Genomic DNA, 19,522 nt, shown 5'->3' on the forward strand with positions numbered 1-19,522 from the left:
CAATATTGACCTGCCGAAATATCAAACGGATTTCGAGAGTCAGCGATATCATCGCGTTGTGTTTTGAGTCGATGGATTTTTAAACGGACACAGAGAGTTAGCAAAATAATTAATCCAAAATTAGTCTAGTCAGGGATGACGAATAAGAGCGCTAATTTTGTTTTGATTAGTTCATCAGGCTGCTGAATAAACTCTAAAATACAATTTTCCAATTGTTCAGGAGTGAAAATTAGAGGAGGAAATTCTAAATCTTCGGACTGAGGAGAAGGTTGGAAAAATTCAGATCGCGCTCTCGATTGTTGTCTGCTCTTTTACTGCATGACAAATCCCAATCTTTAGAGAAGAAGCTTATCATACTGGAAATGAAAACTTAAATGGAATTGGAGTTTTCAGTGATTCCTCCGGCTGATATGCTGATTGTTTGTGATTTTACTTCATCGGGTTTTTAAACCTGATATACTATCGGCCGTTCTTCATTTAGTAAGGAGTGGTCATGACACTTACGGTTTCAGTAGGTAAGGATATCAATGATTTTAATACAATTATTGAAATTCCTATGAACGGGGGTGAAGTTAAGTATGAATACAATAAAGAATTTCGGTTTTTGACCGTTGACCGATTTATCCCTACGGCCATGCGCTATCCCTGTAATTATGGATTCGTACCAAACACCCTAGCGGAAGATGGTGACGCCCTCGATGTGTTAGTAATGACGCCAGTGCCCTTACAGCCCGGAACGTTGATGCGTGTTCGAGCTGTGGGTTTGATGCGAATGGAAGATGAAGCTGGGGAAGATAGCAAAATTTTAACATTTCCTCTCGCTAAAGCCTGTAGAGAATATGAATCTATTCAATCTATTAAAGATGTATCCCCTTTCTTACTCGATATCATCACCCATTTCTTCGAACACTATAAAGATTTGGAGCCCACTAATAAATGGGCCGAAGTGAAAGGCTGGGAGGATAAAGATGCGGCGGAAAAAGAATTTCAAGCGAGCATTAGACGTTTTGAGAAAAACTAAAGGTTGAGGAGTGACATGACCGATATAATTCAACTTTTTTTGAGAAACCATTCGATCCTAATTGGATACGGCCGACATTAAATGAAGCCTATCGAATGGATGAAACTGCTCGTATAAAGCAATTATTGGAATTGATTAATTTTACCCCAGCTATTGAACGTGCTGTGAGTCAATGGGCAGAAAAATTAGTCATCGCTGTGCGGGAAAAGGAAAAAGAGAAGGGTGGTATCGAAGGCTTTATGATGCATTATGACCTTTCCACCGAAGAAGGAATTTTATTAATGTGTCTTGCGGAAGCTTTATTACGCGTACCAGATAAACAAACTGAAAATTTATTAATTCGAGATAAATTGACTAGTGCGGAATGGAATAAATATGTGGGTGCGAGTGAATCCGCCTTTGTGAATTTTGCCAGATGGGGATTAGCGCTTTCAGGAAAAATATTAAAAAAGAAAAAAACGGACAATTCAAAACCATTTGGAGTAATCTCATCTGCAAAAGTGGCGAACCTATTATTCGCAAAGCAATCCGTGAAGCAATGAAATTAATGAGCGAGCATTTTGTTTTAGGCCGTACTATTGAAGAGGCTATTAAGCGCTCGCAGATCTCTTTAAAAGAGGGTTTTCGATATTCTTACGACATGTTAGGCGAAGTGGCACGAACGCAGAACGATGCTGATCGATATTATGATTCCTATTATCATGCCATTAGCGCTTTAGGAAAAAGTCACGATACAAAAAACATTTACGAAGCGCCGAGTATTTCAGTTAAATTATCTGCATTGTATCCTCGCTATGATTTTAAAAAACGCGAAGAAGCAGTACCTTTTTTAATTGAACGCGTAAAAGAATTAGCTCTGCATGCAAAAGCACAGAAAATTGGCATGACTATTGACGCGGAAGAAGCCGATCGATTAGATATGTCGCTGGATATTTTCAAAGGATTATTCACAGATAATGCTTTTTCTGGATGGGAAGGTCTTGGTCTCGCTGTCCAAGCTTATCAAAAGCGCACTTTGCCATTAATTGAGTGGTTAATTGAATTGAGCCGCCAACAAAAACGCCGTATTTCCGTTCGTCTGGTGAAGGGGGCTTATTGGGATTCCGAAATAAAGCTAGCTCAAATGGAAGGATTGATCAATTACCCTGTTTTTACGCGGAAAGTGAATACGGATATTTCTTATATTGCTTGCGCAAAGAAGATGTTAAGTGCTCAAGACGCTCTTTATCCGCAATTTGCTACTCATAACGCCTATTCGGTTGCAGCGATTTTAACATTAATGGATCCTCGTTATGAGGATTACCAATTTGAGTTCCAAAATCTACAGGGTATGGGTAAGGCTTTACATCATTATGTCGTTACAAAATTAAATTTGCCCTCCCGAATTTATGCGCCGGTAGGGTATTATGAAGATTTGCTGCCTTATCTCGTTCGGCGATTATTGGAAAATGGAGCTAATAATTCGTTCGTCAATCGAATCGCGGATAAAACGGTACCAATTTCCCACCTGATCGAAAGTCCGATTAAAAAAATTGAGACGTTGGGGGAAATTCCTAATCCTAAGATTCCCTTGCCTAGGAATCTCTTTGCTAATGCGCGATTAAATTCAATAGGAAGAGATTTAAGCAATTATGCGGAATTAAAACCTCTAGCTGAATCGATCCATAATGCACTAGAAAAAACGTGGCAAGCATCTCCATTCTTACGTGAGATTAAAAAGGGTAAAGCTGTTTTTGATCCGGCCGATAATCGACGCCAGATTGGTGTGATTGAATTATCAGATGAATCCGATGTAGAAAAAGCCATTATAATAGGGTCTTCGGCTTTCCCCGACTGGAATCAGAAAGGGGTGGACGCGCGCGCTAACATCATGCGAAAAATGGCGGACTTGTTAGAAGAACATCAAGCCGAATTAATGGCCTTGATTGTGCGTGAAGGGGGAAGGACTCTCCAAAATGCTTTATCGGAAGTCCGCGAGGCTATTGATTTTTGTCGTTATTATGCCGAGCAGGGCGAAAAACAGCTAAATGATACAGTGTTGCCGTGTTACACTGGAGAAAACAATGTACTGCGAATGAATGGTCGCGGTATTATCTTGTGTATTAGTCCTTGGAATTTTCCGGTAGCTATATTTACAGGACAAATCGCTGCAGCGTTGGTAACGGGGAATGCCGTAATTGCCAAGCCCTCGGGACAAACACCTTTAACAGCAGCTAAGGTCACTCATTTATTTCACGAAGCGGGTGTGCCTACAGAAATTTTACAATTAATGCCAGGTCCTGGAGGAACTGTAGGGCAAACATTAATTGAAAATCCCAAAATCAGCGGAATTATATTTACGGGTTCTGACAATACTGCCCGTCATATTCAAAAAACATTAGCTAATCGACCTGGCCCCATCGTCCCCTTTGTGGCAGAAACATCTGGTATTAATGCCATGATAGTAGATTCGACAGCACTGCCCGAGCAATTAGTTCAAGATGTGATTGTTTCTGCTTTCGATAGCGCAGGCCAACGTTGTTCTGCTCTTCGCATTTTATATGTTCAGAATGATATTGCCGATAATGTAATAAAAATGTTAGTAGGTGCGATGACCGAAATTAAAATAGGGGATCCCATGTTATTAACCACCGATGTGGGACCCGTTATTGATGCTAAGGCTCAAGCAACTTTGCAAGAACATGCCGCTTTTATGCAAAAAGAAGCGAAATTAATTTACAAAGTTGATTTGCCCCTAGCAGCAACTCATGGAACATTTGTAGCTCCCCAAGCTTATGAATTATCTAGCTCTAGCTTAAGCTTGATTAAAGGCGAAGTTTTTGGACCTATCTTACATGTTCTGCGATATCGTCGCCAGGACCTGGATAAAGTGATAGACGATATTAATGGTTTAGGATATGGGCTCACCTTTGGCATCCAGAGCCGTATCGATGAAACGATAGATTATATTCAGCGTCGTATTAATGCAGGTAATATTTATGTCAATCGCAATATGATTGGGGCTGTCGTAGGTGTTCAGCCTTTTGGGGAAGCTGGTTATCCGGCACAGGGCCTAAAGCCGGTGGGCCGCATTATTTGCCTCGTTATTGCGTAGAAAGTACGTTGACGGTTAACACAACAGCCGTCGGTGGAAACGCCTCTTTGATGGCGATGGAAGACCAATAATATTCAACATTAACTTTATATGAGTAAAGGGAGCGTGGATTAAAAAGGTTGTCTTCAAGGTAAGAATTTGAATTCAAAGCTTTTTCTTGTTAAGATGTACCTCACTAAAAACAAAAATTTGGGAGACAGTCAATGAAACCATTGATTTTACCCTTCCTAGGAATCACTCTGCTTGCCGGTGCAACCGTGCAAGCAGCAACGTCGTTAACTACGGAACAGGATAAGTTAAGTTATTCCATGGGGGTTGTGACCGGAAAAGCTTTTCAAAAACATGAAATTAAAATCAACCCTCAAATTTTCTCCCTAGGCGTAAGCGACGGTTATTCGGGTAAAAAAACGCAAATGACTGACGAAGAAATGCACACTACCTTAGAACAATTCCAACAGCAAGCGATACAAAAATTGCAGACTCAGATGAAAAAAAGAGCTTAACAAAATGCTTAAAAAGGGCAACCTTTTTTGCCGCTAATAAAAATACTTGGTGTAAAAACTCTAGCTGATGCTCTGCAATACAAAATCTTACAAGAAGGTAAAGGCGAAAGTCCTGCTTTCAATGACATGGTCACTGTTAATTATGAAGGTCGATATTAGATGGGTGCTGTATTTAATAGCTCTTGAAAGCGTGGGTAAGCCTGCAACATTCCCTCCCAGTAAAGGATGTAATTAAAGGATGGTAAGAAGCATTGATTCATATGAAACCCGGTGCTATGAAACCCGGTGCAATGTGGGAATTTATGTGTCACCCCAATTAGCTTATGGTGGATAAAGGTGCTCCAAGCGCAATTGCACCTAATGAAACTCTGATTTTTAAGGTGAATTTAATTTCTGTAAATAAAAAATAAAAAAATTCCTCCATTCATGAAAAAAGAGGAATTCTGACCAACCCCTCTTAGGGATCTTATAATTTCTTTATTTCTCTCCTTTTTTCAAAAGGAGAGCTTGATGGGGATTATAAGCTTAGATTCAGATATCCTATTTTTGTAAAGTTCCCAGGTTTATAACTCCATTTCGTCAACAACAAGTCCTCCAACGTTTCCAACAAAAATAACCTAAGGCCAGCGCTGTCGAAGCGATTTATGGCTATTTTATTGAATGTGAAAACCCTTTAAACCCTGGAGAGCGAAAGCAATTGGAGCGCTTCATCAATTAAATTGAAATCCGACGGACGTTGAATTAATGATGTTTGCTCATGTAAATTTCGAGCATTGCCGACATAAAATTTTTAATGCGAAGTGGCGAATCGATGGACAATTAAAAGAAGAATCTTTATTTGCAATGATTCGTCATACTTATCAAGTAAATCCGAAACAAGTACTTGTGGCGTATCGGGATAATGCGGCAATTATCAAAGGTTGAGCCAGTCACACTTCTCTTGAAATTAACCATCTTACGCATCATTATGAAAGTAAAAAATGAAAGTAAAAAAATGTCTGCATCCCGTTTTGAAAGTAGAAATGACATAAAATCACCCTACTGCTATATCTCCTTTTGTGGGAGCAGCAACAGGAAATGGAGGAGAAATTCCGGATGAGGCGGCAACAAGGTCGTGGTGCGCAAAGTCAAGCAGGTTTAACGGGGTTTTTCATTTCGCATCTCCATTTCTCGAAGTAGCAAGGAAGCCACCGAGACATTGGATTTTGCATACGTGCAACATTTCGAATCTTGAAATGCAACGTTGGACACACAAGAATTGATTAATGGATGTGTTTCTCTGGGAGAAAATAAATCCTATTTTGAGTATTCATGATATGGGGACTGGTGGGGTTATCAAATCCCTTTCCAGAATTGATTGAAGCTATCGAATGTGGGGAGAGAATTTGAGTTGCGGGATAGTTCCGAATGCTGATCCTAGAATGACGCCCTTAGAAATATGGTGTAGTGAAGCACAGGAACGATTTGTTTTAGCTATTAAATCAGAATCGCTAGAGATATTTCGCGTTATTGCTGAACGTGAGCGATGTCCTTTTGCAGTCGGGTTATGCTAAACAGCAGAAAAAAATTGGAAGTGAATGACAATTATTTTCATACTCGTCCTATTGATGTGCCGTTGTCCTCATTGTTTGATGGCATGTCACCTATGTAGCGAGAAGATCGGCGACGATCCTCCTAGAACCACGCCTTTCGATACTACGGATAGATTAGGCCGAAGCTATTAAAGGTATTTTACAATATCCCTCGATTGGTGTGGCCGATAAAAGTTTTTTAATTACTATTGGCGATCGTTCTGTAGAAGGTCTTAGTGCACAATCAAGTGGTTGGGTCTTAGCAAGTGCCAGTGGCGGATGTGGCAGTGATAGCGAATAGTTTTGTAGGTTATCAAGGCCAATCCTTGGCCATGGGTGAACGAGTGCCCTTGCGATGATGAATCCTGTTGCATTGGCGAGAATGGTGGTCGGCGAAGCCATCACCAAGATAGCTTCTGCGTCTGTTGATAAAATTTCCCAAGTAGTTTTGTCGGCGAATTAGATGGCAGCAGCGAATTTTCCAGGAGAGGGCAATTTATATGAAGCCGTTCGAGCCGTTGCGAAAGAACTATATCTCGCGTTGGGAATTTGTATACAGTAGGTAAGGATTCCTTATCTATACATTCTTCTTGGTAAGACGTCAACCAAAAGCAAAGTGTGGTGTCACCCGCTTTCCTTAATTATTACACGGTAACAGCACCACCTGTCTGTTAGATAGATGTGCTCCATACCCTTACCCACAATTGCAAACCGATGTGGGCGAGACTCAATTGTTGCTCATTGATTTGGGCAAAGGAGCCCATTTATTAGGAGGTTCTTGTTTAGCTCAAGTTTATAATGAGCCAGGAGATCAACTGCCTGATGTTAATGACCCTTTTCTTATACATAATTTTTTCAAGCGATTCAAACGCTCAGCCGTAAAAAATTATTATTAGCTTATCACGATTGTTCCGATGGAGGTTCCCGATGGAGGGTTATTAGCAACTTTATGCGAAATAGCTTTTGCCGCTCACACGGGAATTACCATTGAGTTATAATCATTAGGTAGTAAACCCCCCTTCCACACAATCACACAATGAGGATTTAGGGGCTGTTATTTAAGTTAAAAAAGAAAATGTTGTGGGATGTATTAACAATATTAGAAAAACACAAATTAAAAATATATACGCACATACTTGGGGAGCTAAATGAAGCGGATGAATTTATTTTAAATTTCCAAGAAGAAAAAATTTTTTAGGAAAGTCGTAGCGTCCTGCATCGATGGTGGAGCGAGACAAGTTATCGGTTGCAGGCCTTACGAGGTAATCGGGATTGCGCTAAACATGAATTTGATAAATTATTAAATAAAGATCACCCCGATCTTATAGCAGAAATTACTTTTGATAATAACGAAAATGTTTCACTTCCCTGCATTAACGCAGGAGCTCGACCACGGGTTACTATTTTACGTGAGCAAAGAAGTAATGTTCATCGAGAAATGGCTTCCGATTTTTATTTTTCGGGTTTTGATAGCATTTTTTCCAAGGAATGAATGGTAGTCATCTTTCTATTGTAGTTTTTTATGGTGAAGGGAGTGCTTTATTTGAAGCGGAAAAAGCAGCGAATAAAAAAATAAACTTATTACTTTGCGTTTTATTGATCCTCGCGAAATTCCTACCATCGATTATGCTGCGAATCTCAATAGTAGTTCAGCTGGAATCACAGGTCTTACCACCCCGGATGGTCGAATAACTATTCTTATGCCTCATTTTGAACGAGTTTTTAGTACAATTCAATTTTCTTGGTATCTAAAACGATGAAATAAAATGAGTCCGTAGATTCAGATGTTCTGCAATGCGCGGGCATGGATAAATTGATTGTATTGATCATTATTTGTAGTGTGGTACATCATAATTTTTTTAGATTTAGAAATAATCAAAAGGAGAATGGTTATGACATTAGATTTTTTAGGTCTTATAGATCGTGCTGGTCCTTTCTTATTTCTTCAGGAGGTTATTCCAAATATTAAATTTTCTACGTTTGCCGAGAGTGCAGTTTTTTTGGCTGTTGGTTTACTTACCTCCGTTTTGAATGCATTAGTTGATTGTTAATGCTGAACGAGCTGGAGGTTTACAATCTACCCAGAATTTAATCAAGCTTTTAAATGAATTAAGTCAGTGGGAGCTTTCTTATGGTTCGATTACATTAATTACTTTTGAAGCAGTACTCTTTTTTAAATAAACGTTATTTTCTGCTTCAGAAAAAGCTGTTATTGATCTGCTAAAACTTGTAGTGTTAATCTCTAGTTCTTTACTGCGTTGTAGAAACGTAAGAAAAGAGGATCGGTTTAGTTTGGGCGAGATGGTTATATTCATTGGTCGTTATTAACAAGGATTATTTTTGCAGAAATGGATCGAAAAGCCTTTTTAAGTGTTCCTGGTGAGGTAGTATGTTTTTTATAAGTTTTTTAGTTTATAAAGCTACCTGTTTCGCAAGTACATTAGTTTTTATTTCTTCTCTTTGTGATAAAAATGACTCTTCTAGGTATTTAAAAAATTCGAATTATTATTAAATGATTTTAATTTTGGGGTAGAAATAAGAAATAGAAACGTTCAGGAATCTGTGGAGTAATTTTTGAAGCACGTCGAGAACCATTGGCCTAATTTACCCAAAAAGAGAATGGAGAGAATTTTGATAGGCATTTCTTCTCTAATTGGGAAAATACTTTGTCTTTCATCATCGATAGTTATTATCTTAAATTGGCTGCCTAACTGTTCAGGGGATTGAAACTTCTACCCAAATCTAGATAGGGGCGGACCATCATTATCAAAATATATCTTCAATCATGTTGGGGGTTAGCAAAGCTCCTCACCACTTTATTTTATGGAAAGAATATTAATCAATTCCCCGAACAGTTGATGAAAACAATTATTTCTATTTTAAAAAACCTTAGAAAAGGAAATTATTGGAGTAGGACAAAATTATTTTTTCTCACAAGAATAGCTGGGGCCTCAAGCTATTTCACAGGCCTCGGTTTCAAACTTATTGCAGAGACGTCGTTTCAAGACGGATATTTTTCTTATTCAGGAAATTTAGCAAATATCATGCTGGCAGGTGTATTAACGGCTGTGGTTTTGATATTATGGTCTCATTTGCAATTTTTAAATAATCAGAATATTCAAGAGCACGTTGATACTAATACAATTGAGTGTGTAGATTTACGTGCTGCTAACGTTTTAGTTAACAATAATTTTCGTTTATTTCCTAATAATAGGTGGAATAGTGAGTTATTAGATGTAGTGGATTCTCAGGAGCATTTAATTCTATAAATTTAAATTTTTATTTTACTATTTTTTATCACAATGAAAGAATTAATAATTAATTATTTTTACCGAATAATTTATTCGGGATGCTAATTAACTAAAAGCACGGAGAAAGGATTCTAAATTCATCTTCTGTAGGAAGATGAAAGGAGATAATAAGGAATGTTGAGTTTTATTTTATTAGGGTAAGTAAAAATGATAGCGTTGAAAGGATACTTGCACTGCAATCTTTTAATGAATTATTTTGTTTCTCTAACTAATAATTCTGCCTATCCACTCAATCCTTTTGGAATTATGTTCTAACAGTAGATATCGACGCTTTCTGTGAATTCCTCTGTCAATAATCATTAAAGCTAGTAAAATAAAAGTCCGAAATTTTTCTATCGCCAACTATTTTTTCCCCACCTCGGATCGGTACTTCTAATAAAGGAAAAATGATTTTGATTTCGTTAAAACCCTGGAAGGGATGATGGCCAAATTTAAATGGCAGCTAGAGCTGAATGATATGGTAGTAATTATTTCCTAAATCTTCTTGAAACAAACTGGCAGCTCTTGGAATTATTAGTTAAAAATTATGGATTAAAAAGTAAAAATGTGTTTATTCTCGGCAAGCCATATTCTACTTATCCGGGGGTTTTTGGAACAACTTGAAAAAAATGGATTTCATATTATTTCCACTACAGCCACTTCCCCAATGGGACGGTATCGACGACGTCATAGGTAGGGGAGTATGGTGTGCTTGGGATAAGAGATTATCACATTTACAATACCCCTTTTATATGCTCAGTGAAGTATTAAAATTATCCAAATTTATCATCGGCGCTCAATTGACCGCCTCTGGCGATGAATCTAAGATGAATCTAAGATGTATCCCTTATTCTATTCTCAACATTGCTAGCTGTTGCCGCTAAAAAATGGGGAATATCCTCAAGTAGTTCAGATCGCTGTCGAAGAAAGCCAATTTATTGGTGTGGCTGGATTTGGTGAGATGGGGAAACGATTTGCTTTAGAGATGGTAGAGATGGTAAAGAAATATAAAGTCCTGGTGTATGATACGAAGCTAGAGCTTATGATTGAGTTGCCCTCCGGGATTACTAAGTTAAGTAGTCTTTCTAATTTGTTTGCGCATTCAACGATTGTGGTTAGGTGTACTTCAAAAGATATTACCGAATCTAATGTTGTGCAGGAGGTTGTTCAGTATAGTCAAACACCTAAATGGCTTTTTAGTTTGTCTTCAGGAGATAAAGAATTCTTCTTATCGATTTTGAAATTAATACAAACTTTTACTAAAGGCTGTGGCGTTTTTATCCCAAAGGATATTCATGCAGACGTTGCGATGATAAATGAATCAGATGCCAGGATATTTAGTAAAAATGGTGGTAATCCCATCAATTTCCGTGGTGTAAAGCCTATGCACAGTGTATCCTCTCAAGGAATATTGTTGACAACGCAGGGGTTGATGGGATTAAGTCTCCTTCAGGTTAAAGCACTTTCTAATGCGGGAATGACGTATGCTGAAGAAATTATCATCTGTCCGTATGGCTAAACTGAACTTTTATATGATCACATACGCAGAAATCAGAACTCAGAGTTGGCGCAAAATTTTGTAAGACAATCGAAGATGAAATAAAAGCTGCAATATTTCGTTTTGTTATAGAAAAACCCAAAATGGATTTTTATTGAACCGTCTGAACTGACAGTCTCTTCGAACACTGTCCCTCGAATGGGCCGTTAATATTAAAATACTATAAGGAAAATAGGGAAATGGAGGGATTTTTAGGAAAAAAATTATTTAAGGTGTTTTTTGGAAAAGAAAAAACATCGAGATTTTTCTGCGAAATATAGTGGCTTGCACTTCTGGAAGTTTCTATTGGAAACATCGTCAAGGCCGATATTTGGGCTGTAATGATTTTAGGGTGAAAACCTCCCGTTTACGCTCGGCTCCAGAACTTATTGGTAAAACCGATTATGATTTCAAGAGACAAAAAAGTATCGATTATATTATGCAATCAGGCAAACAATTATTAGAATTCTTAAATGGCATTATTGACATTGCTAAAACTGAACAGAAGCAACTTCCAGATTAAGGAAGGAGTAGATTTTAGTTCTAAATTATTGTTAAATGAATTGATCGAACTCATGATGCCTTCCATAGGAGTCAAACATCTGAAGCTTGAAACCCATTATAATTCATCGATTCCTTTTAATGTTGTAGCCAATTGGCTTTGATCCATAGAATTATATTAAATTTGTTATCTAATGCGATTAAATTTACTAATAAGGGAAAAATTACAGTATCTTTCTTTTTAGAGGACTTGAGAGAAAATCAGATTAACTTAAAAATTGATATCTTAGATACTGGTATTTGGTGTACCTGGAAAATAGAGACGATAAAATTTTTGAACTTTTTACGCGATTGATTCCTTATTTTAAAAATAAATATTCTAGGACTGATAAATATCATGGGACTGGATTAGGACTTTATATTGTTGAACTATACCCCGAACAATTCGAGTGGGCAAAATAAAGATTCAAAGCCAAGTTGGCGTCGGTAGCACTTTTGCCTGTCATATTCCTATAAGAATTTCTCAAAGCTCAATTAATTTTGAAGATCTAGATGAAATTGATATTGCTAAAGAAATTATTCAGGAATCGCAGCTATTTTCTGTGCGCATATTAGTGATTGAAGACGATCCTTACCAACACAATATGTAGTAAAAGAAAAGCTAACCAGTCTTGGTTATCAACCTTTCGCAGTTAAACTTGGAAAAGAGGATTTAGAAGCTAATAAGGTCCAATCTTTTGATCTCATCCATACAGATATTGGATTACCGGATCAGAATGGTTTGAATATTGCTCGAGTTATTCGCGAACAAACTCGAAATGCTACCACTCATTATTGATTTAACTTCTCATGCTGATGAGGAGATTAAAAAAGCATATCAAGAAAAATTAATTAAAGTATTTTGAAAAATTTGATAAACGAACTGTTAATTCAAGAGGAAGTCTTGTAAAAGTTGTATCAAGAAAACAACAGGACTGATCTGCTTAAGCTTTTCCATCGTTTACATGGTGGTGGTTTATGTTATTTGCCCTATACTATACCGCGGTTGAAACTGGCCTTTAGTCTTTTAGAGAGGGTACTGAAATTAAACTGCGACGAGACCACACCCCTCCTCTTGCCCTGCAGAGATCGATAACTGATTCAAGGCGGGGGCCGGCGCTCCAAGAGATTAAGCAATTGCAAAATACTTACGCTAAAATGACTTAATCCTTGGAATGAATATCGACAATAGGCTTATCGTAAAAAGATATTCTCGCAATTCTTTATCAAAACCTGGGGGTCATTCATTACGCCGAATCCATTCTAGAACCATGGTGGCATGCTCTTTTTCTTCATCCCGATTATGGGCTAATATTGCTTTCAGTTCTTCGTCGAGGTAGATATCAAAGGCGTTTTTGATACCAATGCAGAGCTTCTAACTCTTCCATTAGAGAAATAAAATGGCTTGATCTTGATGCATAAATACGTGTGTGGGAAGTTAATTCTTCGAGAGGTTCATGATAGGCGGCCTTCACTGGATATAGTGTCTTGTCATAGTGTTTACGTATTAGAAGCAGCTGTAAGTTTACAATACTCTACCGTAAGTTTGCAAAATCTAGGCTCTCGGCTACTCTACTTTGAGCCTTGAGTTAAAATCAGGCTTTTTCTAGCGAATCAATTAATACTTTTAAAAATCGCGCAATTTCTCCGCCTGTAATCAATCGGTGATCGCTAGTTACGGAGAGTGGCAATACTCTATGAATTGCAGGCTGGCCATTTTCAGGCATTACTTGTTTCCTTATGCGACCGACACCAATGATAGTAACTATGGGTGGCAGTAAAATGGGATTTGCATAGCGCCCTGCAAAAGTCCCAAAATTGGATAACATAATTGTGGCACTACGAAGGTCTTCGGAAGGAAAGCTTCGGGTTTGGGCCATCTCTTTGAATCGATCCACTTGTTGGCGTAACTCGTTATCGTTTCGATGGGCAACATCATTTAAAACCGGGACATATAAGCCATGATGGGTATCGACTGCTATCCCGATATTGATATTTTCTTTTATTTGATAGCCCATTTCCTCGCCATCGAAATAAGCGTTCATGATGGGAACTTCTTTGCAGGCCTCTTGAATAGCTCGAATTAGCCGGATCATAATATCTTGTTGACCCTCCCAGGACTGAATATCTACGTCATCCACTAAGCTAACAGGAACGACGTCTCGATGGGATTGGTTCATGCTGAGAACCATTGCACGTCGCACATTGGATAAAGAGGTAAGCCCTCCTTCGATTGGAGCGCTTTTCGAAGAAGTTTTTTGTAATTGAGCGGCTTCCTTAACTTCGTCGGCAGTAATCATTTCCCCTTGAGATTTACCATGAGATTTAATGGTGGAAAGATCCACTCCAAGCTGCTTAGCCAGCATTCGCACCGCCGGCGTTGTTTTAACAACGTTTTTTTCTTCGGATTTTTGAACAGTAATGCCTGTAGCTGCTTCTTTTAAGACAGTTTCACTGGTTTCAATGGCGCCAACGACTGTCTCAGCGTCTTGAGAGGTTACTTCTTCAGCCTCTCCCTCAAAACCAATTAAATGGTGACCCGTTTTGACGATATCTCCCGGCTCGCCAAATAATTTTTCAATTTTACCGGCAAAGGGAGAAGGAACGTCTACAAGTGCTTTTGCAGTTTCCATAGCGACTAGCGACTGATCCACAGCCACTTCCTCGCCTTCTTTCACGTACCATTTACGAATTATGGCATCAGGCAAGCCTTCTCCAAGGTCTGGTAATTTAAAAACTTTCATTTAAGAAAACTCCATCAACGGCTGTACCGCTTTAACGATCCGATGGGTGCTGGGCATGTATTTTTTTCTAATTGGAAATAGGGCATTATAGTGTCATATCCCGTTACTCGCTTAATGGGTGCCAATAAAAAGAGTAAGCCTTGCTCCGCAATACTTGCTGCAATCTCCGCCCCAACTCCGCCGGTTAATGGGGCCTCATGAATGATCACACAACGCCCTGTTTTTTCTACAGAATACAGGATAGTATCCATATCCAGCGGTTTTACGGTGGCAACATCGATTATCTCTGTTTCGATACCTTGTTGAGCCAGTTGATTCGCCGCTTCCATAGTCTCTTTGATCATGGCTCCCCACGTAATGAGTGTGACATCAGATCCTTCACGCAAAATGAAACATTGATCCAAGGGAAGCGCTTTCCCATCATCAGGAACTTCTTGCTTTACTAAACGATAGATCCGCTTTGGTTCTAAAAAAAGAACAGGGTCAGGGTTACGGATAGAAGCTAATAACAGCCCGTAAGATCGAGCGGGAGAAGAAGGAATAACGACCCTTAATCCCGGAATGTGAGCAAACAGGGCTTCCATACTTTCTGAATGGTGCTCTGGAGCATGGATACCGCCGCCAAAAGGAGCGCGATAAACAATAGGACAATGTAATCGACCTCGGGTTCGATTCCGCAATCGCGCTGCATGGCTCAAAATATGATCTAAACTAGAATAAATAAATCCTTCAAATTGAAATTCGGCAACAGGTTTTAGGCCCTGAGCCGCCATTCCTATTGAAATCCCCGCGATCATACTTTCAGCTAATGGTGTATCTAAAACTCGCTCTGGTCCAAATTTTTCGAGCAATCCTACGGTAGCGCGGAAAACCCCGCCGTTGATACCAACGTCTTCTCCTAGCACAATAACCGAATCATCCTTCGCCATTTCATAGGTCAACGCTTGATTGACTGCTTCAACCAACGTAATATAGGTCATTCTTCTTCTCTGATAAGCTCATTACGTTGTTTTTTAAGCGATTTTGGTAGTTCCGCATAGAGATAGTCAAACATATCTGTCGGTTTAGGTAGTGGCTTATTTAAAAATTCCTTCACGATTTGATCGACTTCATTGGCTAATTCCATTTGCAATTCCGTTTCTTGGTTTCGCGACCACAGTCCTTGAGATTCCAAATAATAGCCAAGCCGAGCGATAGGCTCGCGTTTCCAAGCTATTTTTAGCTCTTCGGAAGGGGTGTAGCGGCTCTTATCATCGGCGGTGGTATGATCACACAAACGATAAGTGATGGCCTCAATTAATGCGGGGCCACCTCCTACCCGTGCTTTTTCTAGAGCTTTAGAAACAGAATAACGGACAGCAATGACGTCGTTACCATCTACTTGCCACCCATTAAACCCTCCGGCGATGGCTTTTTGGGCTAAAGTTTGGCAACTGGTTTGTTGATTACGGCCTACCGAAATAGCCCATTGATTATTATTGACCACAAAAACCACCGGTAATTGCCAGCACCCAGCTAGATTAATTGCTTCGTAAAAATCGCCTTTAGAAGTTCCGCCATCTCCACAAATCGTTACTACAGCACGACGTTGTTTTCGATATTTAATAGCATAGGCAACTCCAGCGGCGTGCAAAAGTTGTCCGGCAATAGGAACACAATTAGGAAAATCGTCTTTAACGTTAGGATTAGAGTAATTGCTACCTCGCTCATCTCCTCCCCAATAAGTTAAAAATTCCGATAATTTTATTCCTCGTTCGAGACAGGTTCCTTGATCCCGATAATAGGGGCAAAAAATATCTTCGGCTTGCATGGCATTTCCCATGCCAACTCCCACTGCTTCCTGCCCTCGAGAAGAAGGGTAGGTACCCATTTTTCCGGTGCGTTGAAGGTTAACGGCCTTATTATCGAAGTGGCGAATGAGAGCCATCTGACGGTAAAGATGCAACAGAGCATCAGGATTTACAAATTCAGGAAAAGGCTGGGTAGGGTGACTGTTCGCATCGAGAAACTGTAAATATCGAACGGCAAAGTTGGCAACAGTGGTCATTTTGGGTGTCATACCGTCTCCAGATAATAAGAATTCCCGACAGCAAGTTTTTCCTTAGCCATTAAATCGGCTACTTCGGTGGTTGGTTTGTTTTCTTTAATGGAACGGTTAAATAATTCTAAAAGACGGTCGTATAATTTTTCGATTAATTTGTTAGCGACATCCACGTTATGATAATCATGCACTGAAGCTGCTTGAATTAATCCTCCGGCATTAATAACATAATCGGGAACGTAGAGAAATCCGCGTTGATGAGCAATAACACCATATTTTCTATGGGCAAGTTGGTTATTAGCTGGGCCCGCAATAATGGGAGCCTTAATTCGGTTGAGTGTATTTAAATTAATGACACCGCCAATAGCAGCAGGCGAGAAAATATCACATTTTACGTCATAAATTTTCTCGGGAGAGACTACTGTGGCTTTAAATTTATCCACAAAGGGTTGGGTCGCTTCGGACTTAGGATCGCAGATAGTGAGGGTTGCCCCTTGTTGGTGCAAAAGTTCGGCTAAATAGTAAGCGGTTTTGCCAGCACCTTGTAGAGCGATGTGTAAGCCCTCTAAATTATCACTATTCCATTTAAATTTAACAGCGGCCTGTAATCCACGAAAAACGCCTTTCGAAGTGAAAGGGGAGGGATCACCTTGAATTTTATCGGTTCCTGCAGCACCGATTACGTCGGGTGTGCGCTCAGCTATGATATCCATATCCTTTGTCGTTGTTCCGATATCCATGGCTGTGATGTATCGTCCGTTTATGTCATGAATAAAATCACCAAAAGAACGAAAAAGCGCTTCTCGGTCGTAAGTGACAGAGGGCTTCATAATGACAGCCTTAGCTCCGCCGTGAGGAAGATCGCTGAAAGCGGCTTTTAGGGTCATCATATAGGATAAGCGTAAAGCATCTTTTAACGCTGAGCCCATCGACGGGTAATGGTAGAAACGACAACCACCAATAGCAGGCCCCCGTTTAGTGCTGTGAATAGCAATGATAGCTTGAAGTCTACTCGCGGGATCAATTTTAGTATGAATGTCACCAAAGCCGAGCATTCGGGCATAACGTATCAAGCCTTCGTGCGTGGGATGATTTCGCTTACGTACTTGTGGCATAAATGAAATCCTTTAATAACCTGGAAAAAAGGTGCACCAATAGTAGCAAGGATTTTGGTAATATGTAAGAGGAGAAATTTTTTGTTACAGCTTAATTTGCCAAAAATAATTGCTCATCGGGGAACGCCTTTAGATGTGCGCTTGACGAAAGATAAGCAGGCGATTATTTTGCACGACCCTTGGCTGAGGCGGACCACAAATGGCTCTGGTTTAGCAACTAAATTAACGAAAGCAGATATTTCTGAGCTCGAGGCAGGCAGTTGTTTCAGTAGGGATTTTATCCATGAACGTGTACCCAGCTTTATTGAATATATAAAACAAGCAGCGGAATTAAATTTAGGAATTAATATTGAAGTAAAAGCAACTGTTTCTGACGCAGAGAAATTAGCAAAACAAGTTTCTTTGGGATTAAAAGCCTACTGGCCGGATTATTTGCTAAAACCTTTAATTTCCAGTTTTTCGTCTGCTTGTTTGCAGGCAATGCGAAAAGAGGACGATCATTTTTTCTAGATTATATTTGTAATACCTGGCCTAGGAAATGGCAAGTATTGTTGGAAATGCATCAATGCGTATCAATTCATCTAAATTATAAGAAATTAAATCTAGAAAGGATAAAGCTATTAAACAAGCCTCTTACTATTTACAAGCTTCTTACTATTTACTCGTTTATACTATTATACTATTAACGATGCAGATGTCGCTCGAAGTTTGTTTGCCCAAGGGTTGTTGGGCTATTTTCAGTGATAATCCTTGTTTATTAGAAGCTCATGAATAATTCTGAAGTTTATTTAAAACAGGCATTGGAGTTTGCCGAAATTCGGCGCGGATTTTGTGCACCAAATCCCGCGGTAGGGGCTATTTTAGTTAAAGACAATAAAATTATTTCTACAGGATTTCATAAGCGGAACGGTCTTCCCCATGCGGAAGTAGAAGCTATTAATTCTGCTGGTGAAAATGTGAAAGGAGCAGATTTGTATGTTACTTTGGAACCCTGCTGCCATTACGGAAAAACACCACCCTGCACTGACTTAATTATCAAAACTGGAATAAAATCAGTTTATTATAGCTTGGCTGATCCTAATCCGAATGTTTTTAATAAAGGGGCTCAAGCGCTAAAACAAGCAGGAATTGATTGTTTTTTGTTGGAGATACCTGAAATTAAATCCTTTTATAAAAGTTATTCCTATTGGACGGCTAACAAACGGTCTTGGATAACCATCAAATTAGCACTTAGTTTGGACGGTAAAATTGCGGGGATTAAAGGCAAACCTGTCGCTCTGACTGGAGAAGAATTGAAACTTTACACCCATGAATTTCGAAAAAAAGTGATGCGTTGTTGACGACAATAAATACAATTTTACAAGACGATCCTCAATTAAATGTGCGTCTTGTCAACGAGACAATAAAAAAGCCGGTTTATATTCTCGATTCTGATTTACGATTACCGTTAAATGCCTGTGTCCATCAGACGACAGAAAAGTTAGTTGTTTTTCATAAAGAACCTGCTAATAAGAAGCGTAAACAATCCCTTGCTGAAAGAAATATCCGTTGTGTCGGAGTAACTGGAACCAAAGAAGGTTTGGATCTTAATGAAGTTTTAAGTACAATTGGAGCGGATGGAGTTCACGATCTTTGGGTGGAAGCAGGGGGAAATGCTTTCAATCTTTTTTGCATAAAAGATTAATCCATCGCGCTTTAATTTATGTTGCCCCTAAGGTTATGGGTGATCAAGCTGCCTCTGCTTTTCAATTCCCTTTTGATTTTCAAGAGCATCGCATTCAATGGCGTCAAATTGGGCAGGATGTTGTGTGCGATATCAAGTTTTGAATTAAATTTAGAGAGTTTCATTTCAGTCCCTGCATCCAGTCACCGCGGTCGTTAGCTGAGGCAATGCTTAGAACGATAGTTGACTTCCTAGTCAGATTTGTTACTGTACTACTAAAAAGACCTTCAGGGCGGGGTGAAGGTCCCCCGACTGCTGTGATTTTTTTGTAAAATGAGCGCGCGAGCTTCTCTCAGTTTGGGAAGGGGCATATAGTAAATTCCAGAGCCAACGGTTAAAGTCC

The 19,522-nt window shown here is 39.2% G+C and carries 17 protein-coding genes and 5 pseudogenes; 17 read left to right on the plus strand and 5 right to left on the minus strand.

Features of this window, described 5'->3' with window-relative positions; all coding sequences use genetic code 11:
• The first annotated feature begins 493 nt into the window (after nt 1–493).
• The 14 genes and pseudogenes from ppa (at nt 494) to MRH55_RS01585 (ending at nt 12,167) form a co-directional block, all read left to right on the plus strand.
• Entirely contained in the window at nt 494–1,021 is a 528-nt protein-coding gene (gene ppa / locus MRH55_RS01520) for an inorganic diphosphatase (RefSeq protein ID WP_304985737.1), read from the plus strand.
• A gap of 95 nt (nt 1,022–1,116) precedes the next feature.
• Nucleotides 1,117–4,115: pseudogene (gene putA / locus MRH55_RS01525) on the plus strand (bifunctional proline dehydrogenase/L-glutamate gamma-semialdehyde dehydrogenase PutA).
• Between the two features lie 203 nt (nt 4,116–4,318).
• Nucleotides 4,319–5,028, plus strand: a pseudogene (locus tag MRH55_RS07570) (FKBP-type peptidyl-prolyl cis-trans isomerase).
• Between the two features lie 334 nt (nt 5,029–5,362).
• The gene (locus tag MRH55_RS01540; protein ID WP_304985740.1) at nt 5,363–5,542 is read left to right on the plus strand and encodes a hypothetical protein; all 180 of its coding nucleotides are present in this window, start codon (nt 5,363–5,365) and stop codon (nt 5,540–5,542) included.
• Between the two features lie 446 nt (nt 5,543–5,988).
• Nucleotides 5,989–6,171 carry an AIR synthase-related protein gene (locus tag MRH55_RS01545; RefSeq protein WP_304985741.1) on the plus strand — a complete coding sequence of 61 codons (183 nt, stop codon included), beginning with the start codon at nt 5,989–5,991 and terminating at the stop codon, nt 6,169–6,171.
• A 305-nt stretch (nt 6,172–6,476) separates the two neighbouring features.
• Nucleotides 6,477–6,652: pseudogene (locus MRH55_RS07980) on the plus strand (hypothetical protein).
• 253 nt (nt 6,653–6,905) lie between these two features.
• Entirely contained in the window at nt 6,906–7,085 is a 180-nt protein-coding gene (locus tag MRH55_RS01550; protein ID WP_304985742.1) for a hypothetical protein, read from the plus strand.
• Nucleotides 7,086–7,435: 350 nt separating this feature from the next.
• Nucleotides 7,436–7,681, plus strand: a complete 246-nt coding sequence (locus tag MRH55_RS01555) for a hypothetical protein (protein WP_304985743.1) — start codon at nt 7,436–7,438, stop codon at nt 7,679–7,681.
• A gap of 94 nt (nt 7,682–7,775) precedes the next feature.
• Entirely contained in the window at nt 7,776–7,949 is a 174-nt protein-coding gene (locus MRH55_RS01560) for a phosphoribosylformylglycinamidine synthase subunit PurQ (protein ID WP_304985744.1), read from the plus strand.
• A gap of 132 nt (nt 7,950–8,081) precedes the next feature.
• Nucleotides 8,082–8,240, plus strand: coding sequence for a hypothetical protein (locus MRH55_RS01565; RefSeq protein WP_304985745.1), 159 nt, complete (start codon nt 8,082–8,084; stop codon nt 8,238–8,240).
• Nucleotides 8,241–9,047: 807 nt separating this feature from the next.
• Nucleotides 9,048–9,458 (plus strand): hypothetical protein, encoded by a 411-nt coding sequence (locus tag MRH55_RS01570; RefSeq protein ID WP_304985746.1) that lies wholly within the window; start codon nt 9,048–9,050, stop codon nt 9,456–9,458.
• Between the two features lie 895 nt (nt 9,459–10,353).
• Nucleotides 10,354–10,998, plus strand: coding sequence for an NAD(P)-binding domain-containing protein (locus tag MRH55_RS01575; RefSeq protein ID WP_304985747.1), 645 nt, complete (start codon nt 10,354–10,356; stop codon nt 10,996–10,998).
• Nucleotides 10,999–11,296: 298 nt separating this feature from the next.
• Nucleotides 11,297–11,539 (plus strand): hypothetical protein, encoded by a 243-nt coding sequence (locus MRH55_RS01580; RefSeq protein WP_304985748.1) that lies wholly within the window; start codon nt 11,297–11,299, stop codon nt 11,537–11,539.
• Nucleotides 11,540–11,966: 427 nt separating this feature from the next.
• A complete protein-coding gene (locus MRH55_RS01585; RefSeq protein ID WP_304985749.1) occupies nt 11,967–12,167 on the plus strand; it encodes a hypothetical protein in 201 nt (66 codons plus the stop codon).
• Nucleotides 12,168–12,796: 629 nt separating this feature from the next.
• Here the strand turns inward: MRH55_RS01585 and MRH55_RS07985 are convergent.
• The 5 genes and pseudogenes from MRH55_RS07985 to MRH55_RS01605 form a co-directional block, all read right to left on the minus strand.
• Nucleotides 12,797–12,922 (minus strand): ferritin family protein, encoded by a 126-nt coding sequence (locus tag MRH55_RS07985; protein ID WP_439647905.1) that lies wholly within the window; start codon nt 12,920–12,922, stop codon nt 12,797–12,799.
• Nucleotides 12,923–13,151: 229 nt separating this feature from the next.
• The gene (locus tag MRH55_RS01590) at nt 13,152–14,300 is read right to left on the minus strand and encodes a dihydrolipoamide acetyltransferase family protein (RefSeq protein WP_304985750.1); all 1,149 of its coding nucleotides are present in this window, start codon (nt 14,298–14,300) and stop codon (nt 13,152–13,154) included.
• Nucleotides 14,301–15,280: pseudogene (locus tag MRH55_RS01595) on the minus strand (alpha-ketoacid dehydrogenase subunit beta).
• Nucleotides 15,277–16,359: a pyruvate dehydrogenase (acetyl-transferring) E1 component subunit alpha gene (pdhA, locus tag MRH55_RS01600; protein ID WP_304985751.1), complete on the minus strand. Its 1,083-nt coding sequence runs from the start codon at nt 16,357–16,359 to the stop codon at nt 15,277–15,279. The pseudogene MRH55_RS01595 and the gene pdhA overlap by 4 nt, the downstream one beginning before the upstream one ends.
• Nucleotides 16,356–17,505 (minus strand): annotated as a pseudogene (locus tag MRH55_RS01605) (Leu/Phe/Val dehydrogenase). Before MRH55_RS01605 ends, pdhA begins: the two are co-directional and overlap by 4 nt.
• A 32-nt stretch (nt 17,506–17,537) precedes the next feature.
• On the opposite strand from MRH55_RS01605, the gene MRH55_RS01610 reads away from it, so the two are divergent.
• From MRH55_RS01610 to MRH55_RS01620, 3 genes are all read left to right on the plus strand, one after another.
• Nucleotides 17,538–17,966, plus strand: coding sequence for a glycerophosphodiester phosphodiesterase family protein (locus MRH55_RS01610; protein WP_304985753.1), 429 nt, complete (start codon nt 17,538–17,540; stop codon nt 17,964–17,966).
• A 257-nt stretch (nt 17,967–18,223) separates the two neighbouring features.
• The gene (ribD, locus tag MRH55_RS01615; protein WP_304985754.1) at nt 18,224–18,796 is read left to right on the plus strand and encodes a bifunctional diaminohydroxyphosphoribosylaminopyrimidine deaminase/5-amino-6-(5-phosphoribosylamino)uracil reductase RibD; all 573 of its coding nucleotides are present in this window, start codon (nt 18,224–18,226) and stop codon (nt 18,794–18,796) included.
• A complete protein-coding gene (locus MRH55_RS01620) occupies nt 18,790–19,140 on the plus strand; it encodes a RibD family protein (RefSeq protein WP_304985755.1) in 351 nt (116 codons plus the stop codon). Before ribD ends, MRH55_RS01620 begins: the two co-directional genes overlap by 7 nt.
• Nucleotides 19,141–19,522 lie beyond the last annotated feature (382 nt).

Origin of the sequence: Coxiella-like endosymbiont (assembly GCF_030643785.1) — a bacterium.
Lineage (GTDB): Bacteria > Pseudomonadota > Gammaproteobacteria > Coxiellales > Coxiellaceae > Coxiella.

What these genes read in the sequence shown, in the direction of transcription:
- MRH55_RS01565 (WP_304985745.1), top strand. Translation starts at nt 8,082, where the DNA reads ATGACATTAGATTTTTTAGGTCTTATAGATCGTGCTGGTCCTTTCTTA.
- MRH55_RS01545 (WP_304985741.1), top strand. Translation starts at nt 5,989, where the DNA reads ATGTGGGGAGAGAATTTGAGTTGCGGGATAGTTCCGAATGCTGATCCT.
- ppa (WP_304985737.1), top strand. Translation starts at nt 494, where the DNA reads ATGACACTTACGGTTTCAGTAGGTAAGGATATCAATGATTTTAATACA.
- ribD (WP_304985754.1), top strand. Translation starts at nt 18,224, where the DNA reads ATGAATAATTCTGAAGTTTATTTAAAACAGGCATTGGAGTTTGCCGAA.
- pdhA (WP_304985751.1), bottom strand. Translation starts at nt 16,359, where the DNA reads ATGACACCCAAAATGACCACTGTTGCCAACTTTGCCGTTCGATATTTA.
- MRH55_RS01590 (WP_304985750.1), bottom strand. Translation starts at nt 14,300, where the DNA reads ATGAAAGTTTTTAAATTACCAGACCTTGGAGAAGGCTTGCCTGATGCC.
- MRH55_RS01570 (WP_304985746.1), top strand. Translation starts at nt 9,048, where the DNA reads ATGAAAACAATTATTTCTATTTTAAAAAACCTTAGAAAAGGAAATTAT.
- MRH55_RS01540 (WP_304985740.1), top strand. Translation starts at nt 5,363, where the DNA reads ATGATGTTTGCTCATGTAAATTTCGAGCATTGCCGACATAAAATTTTT.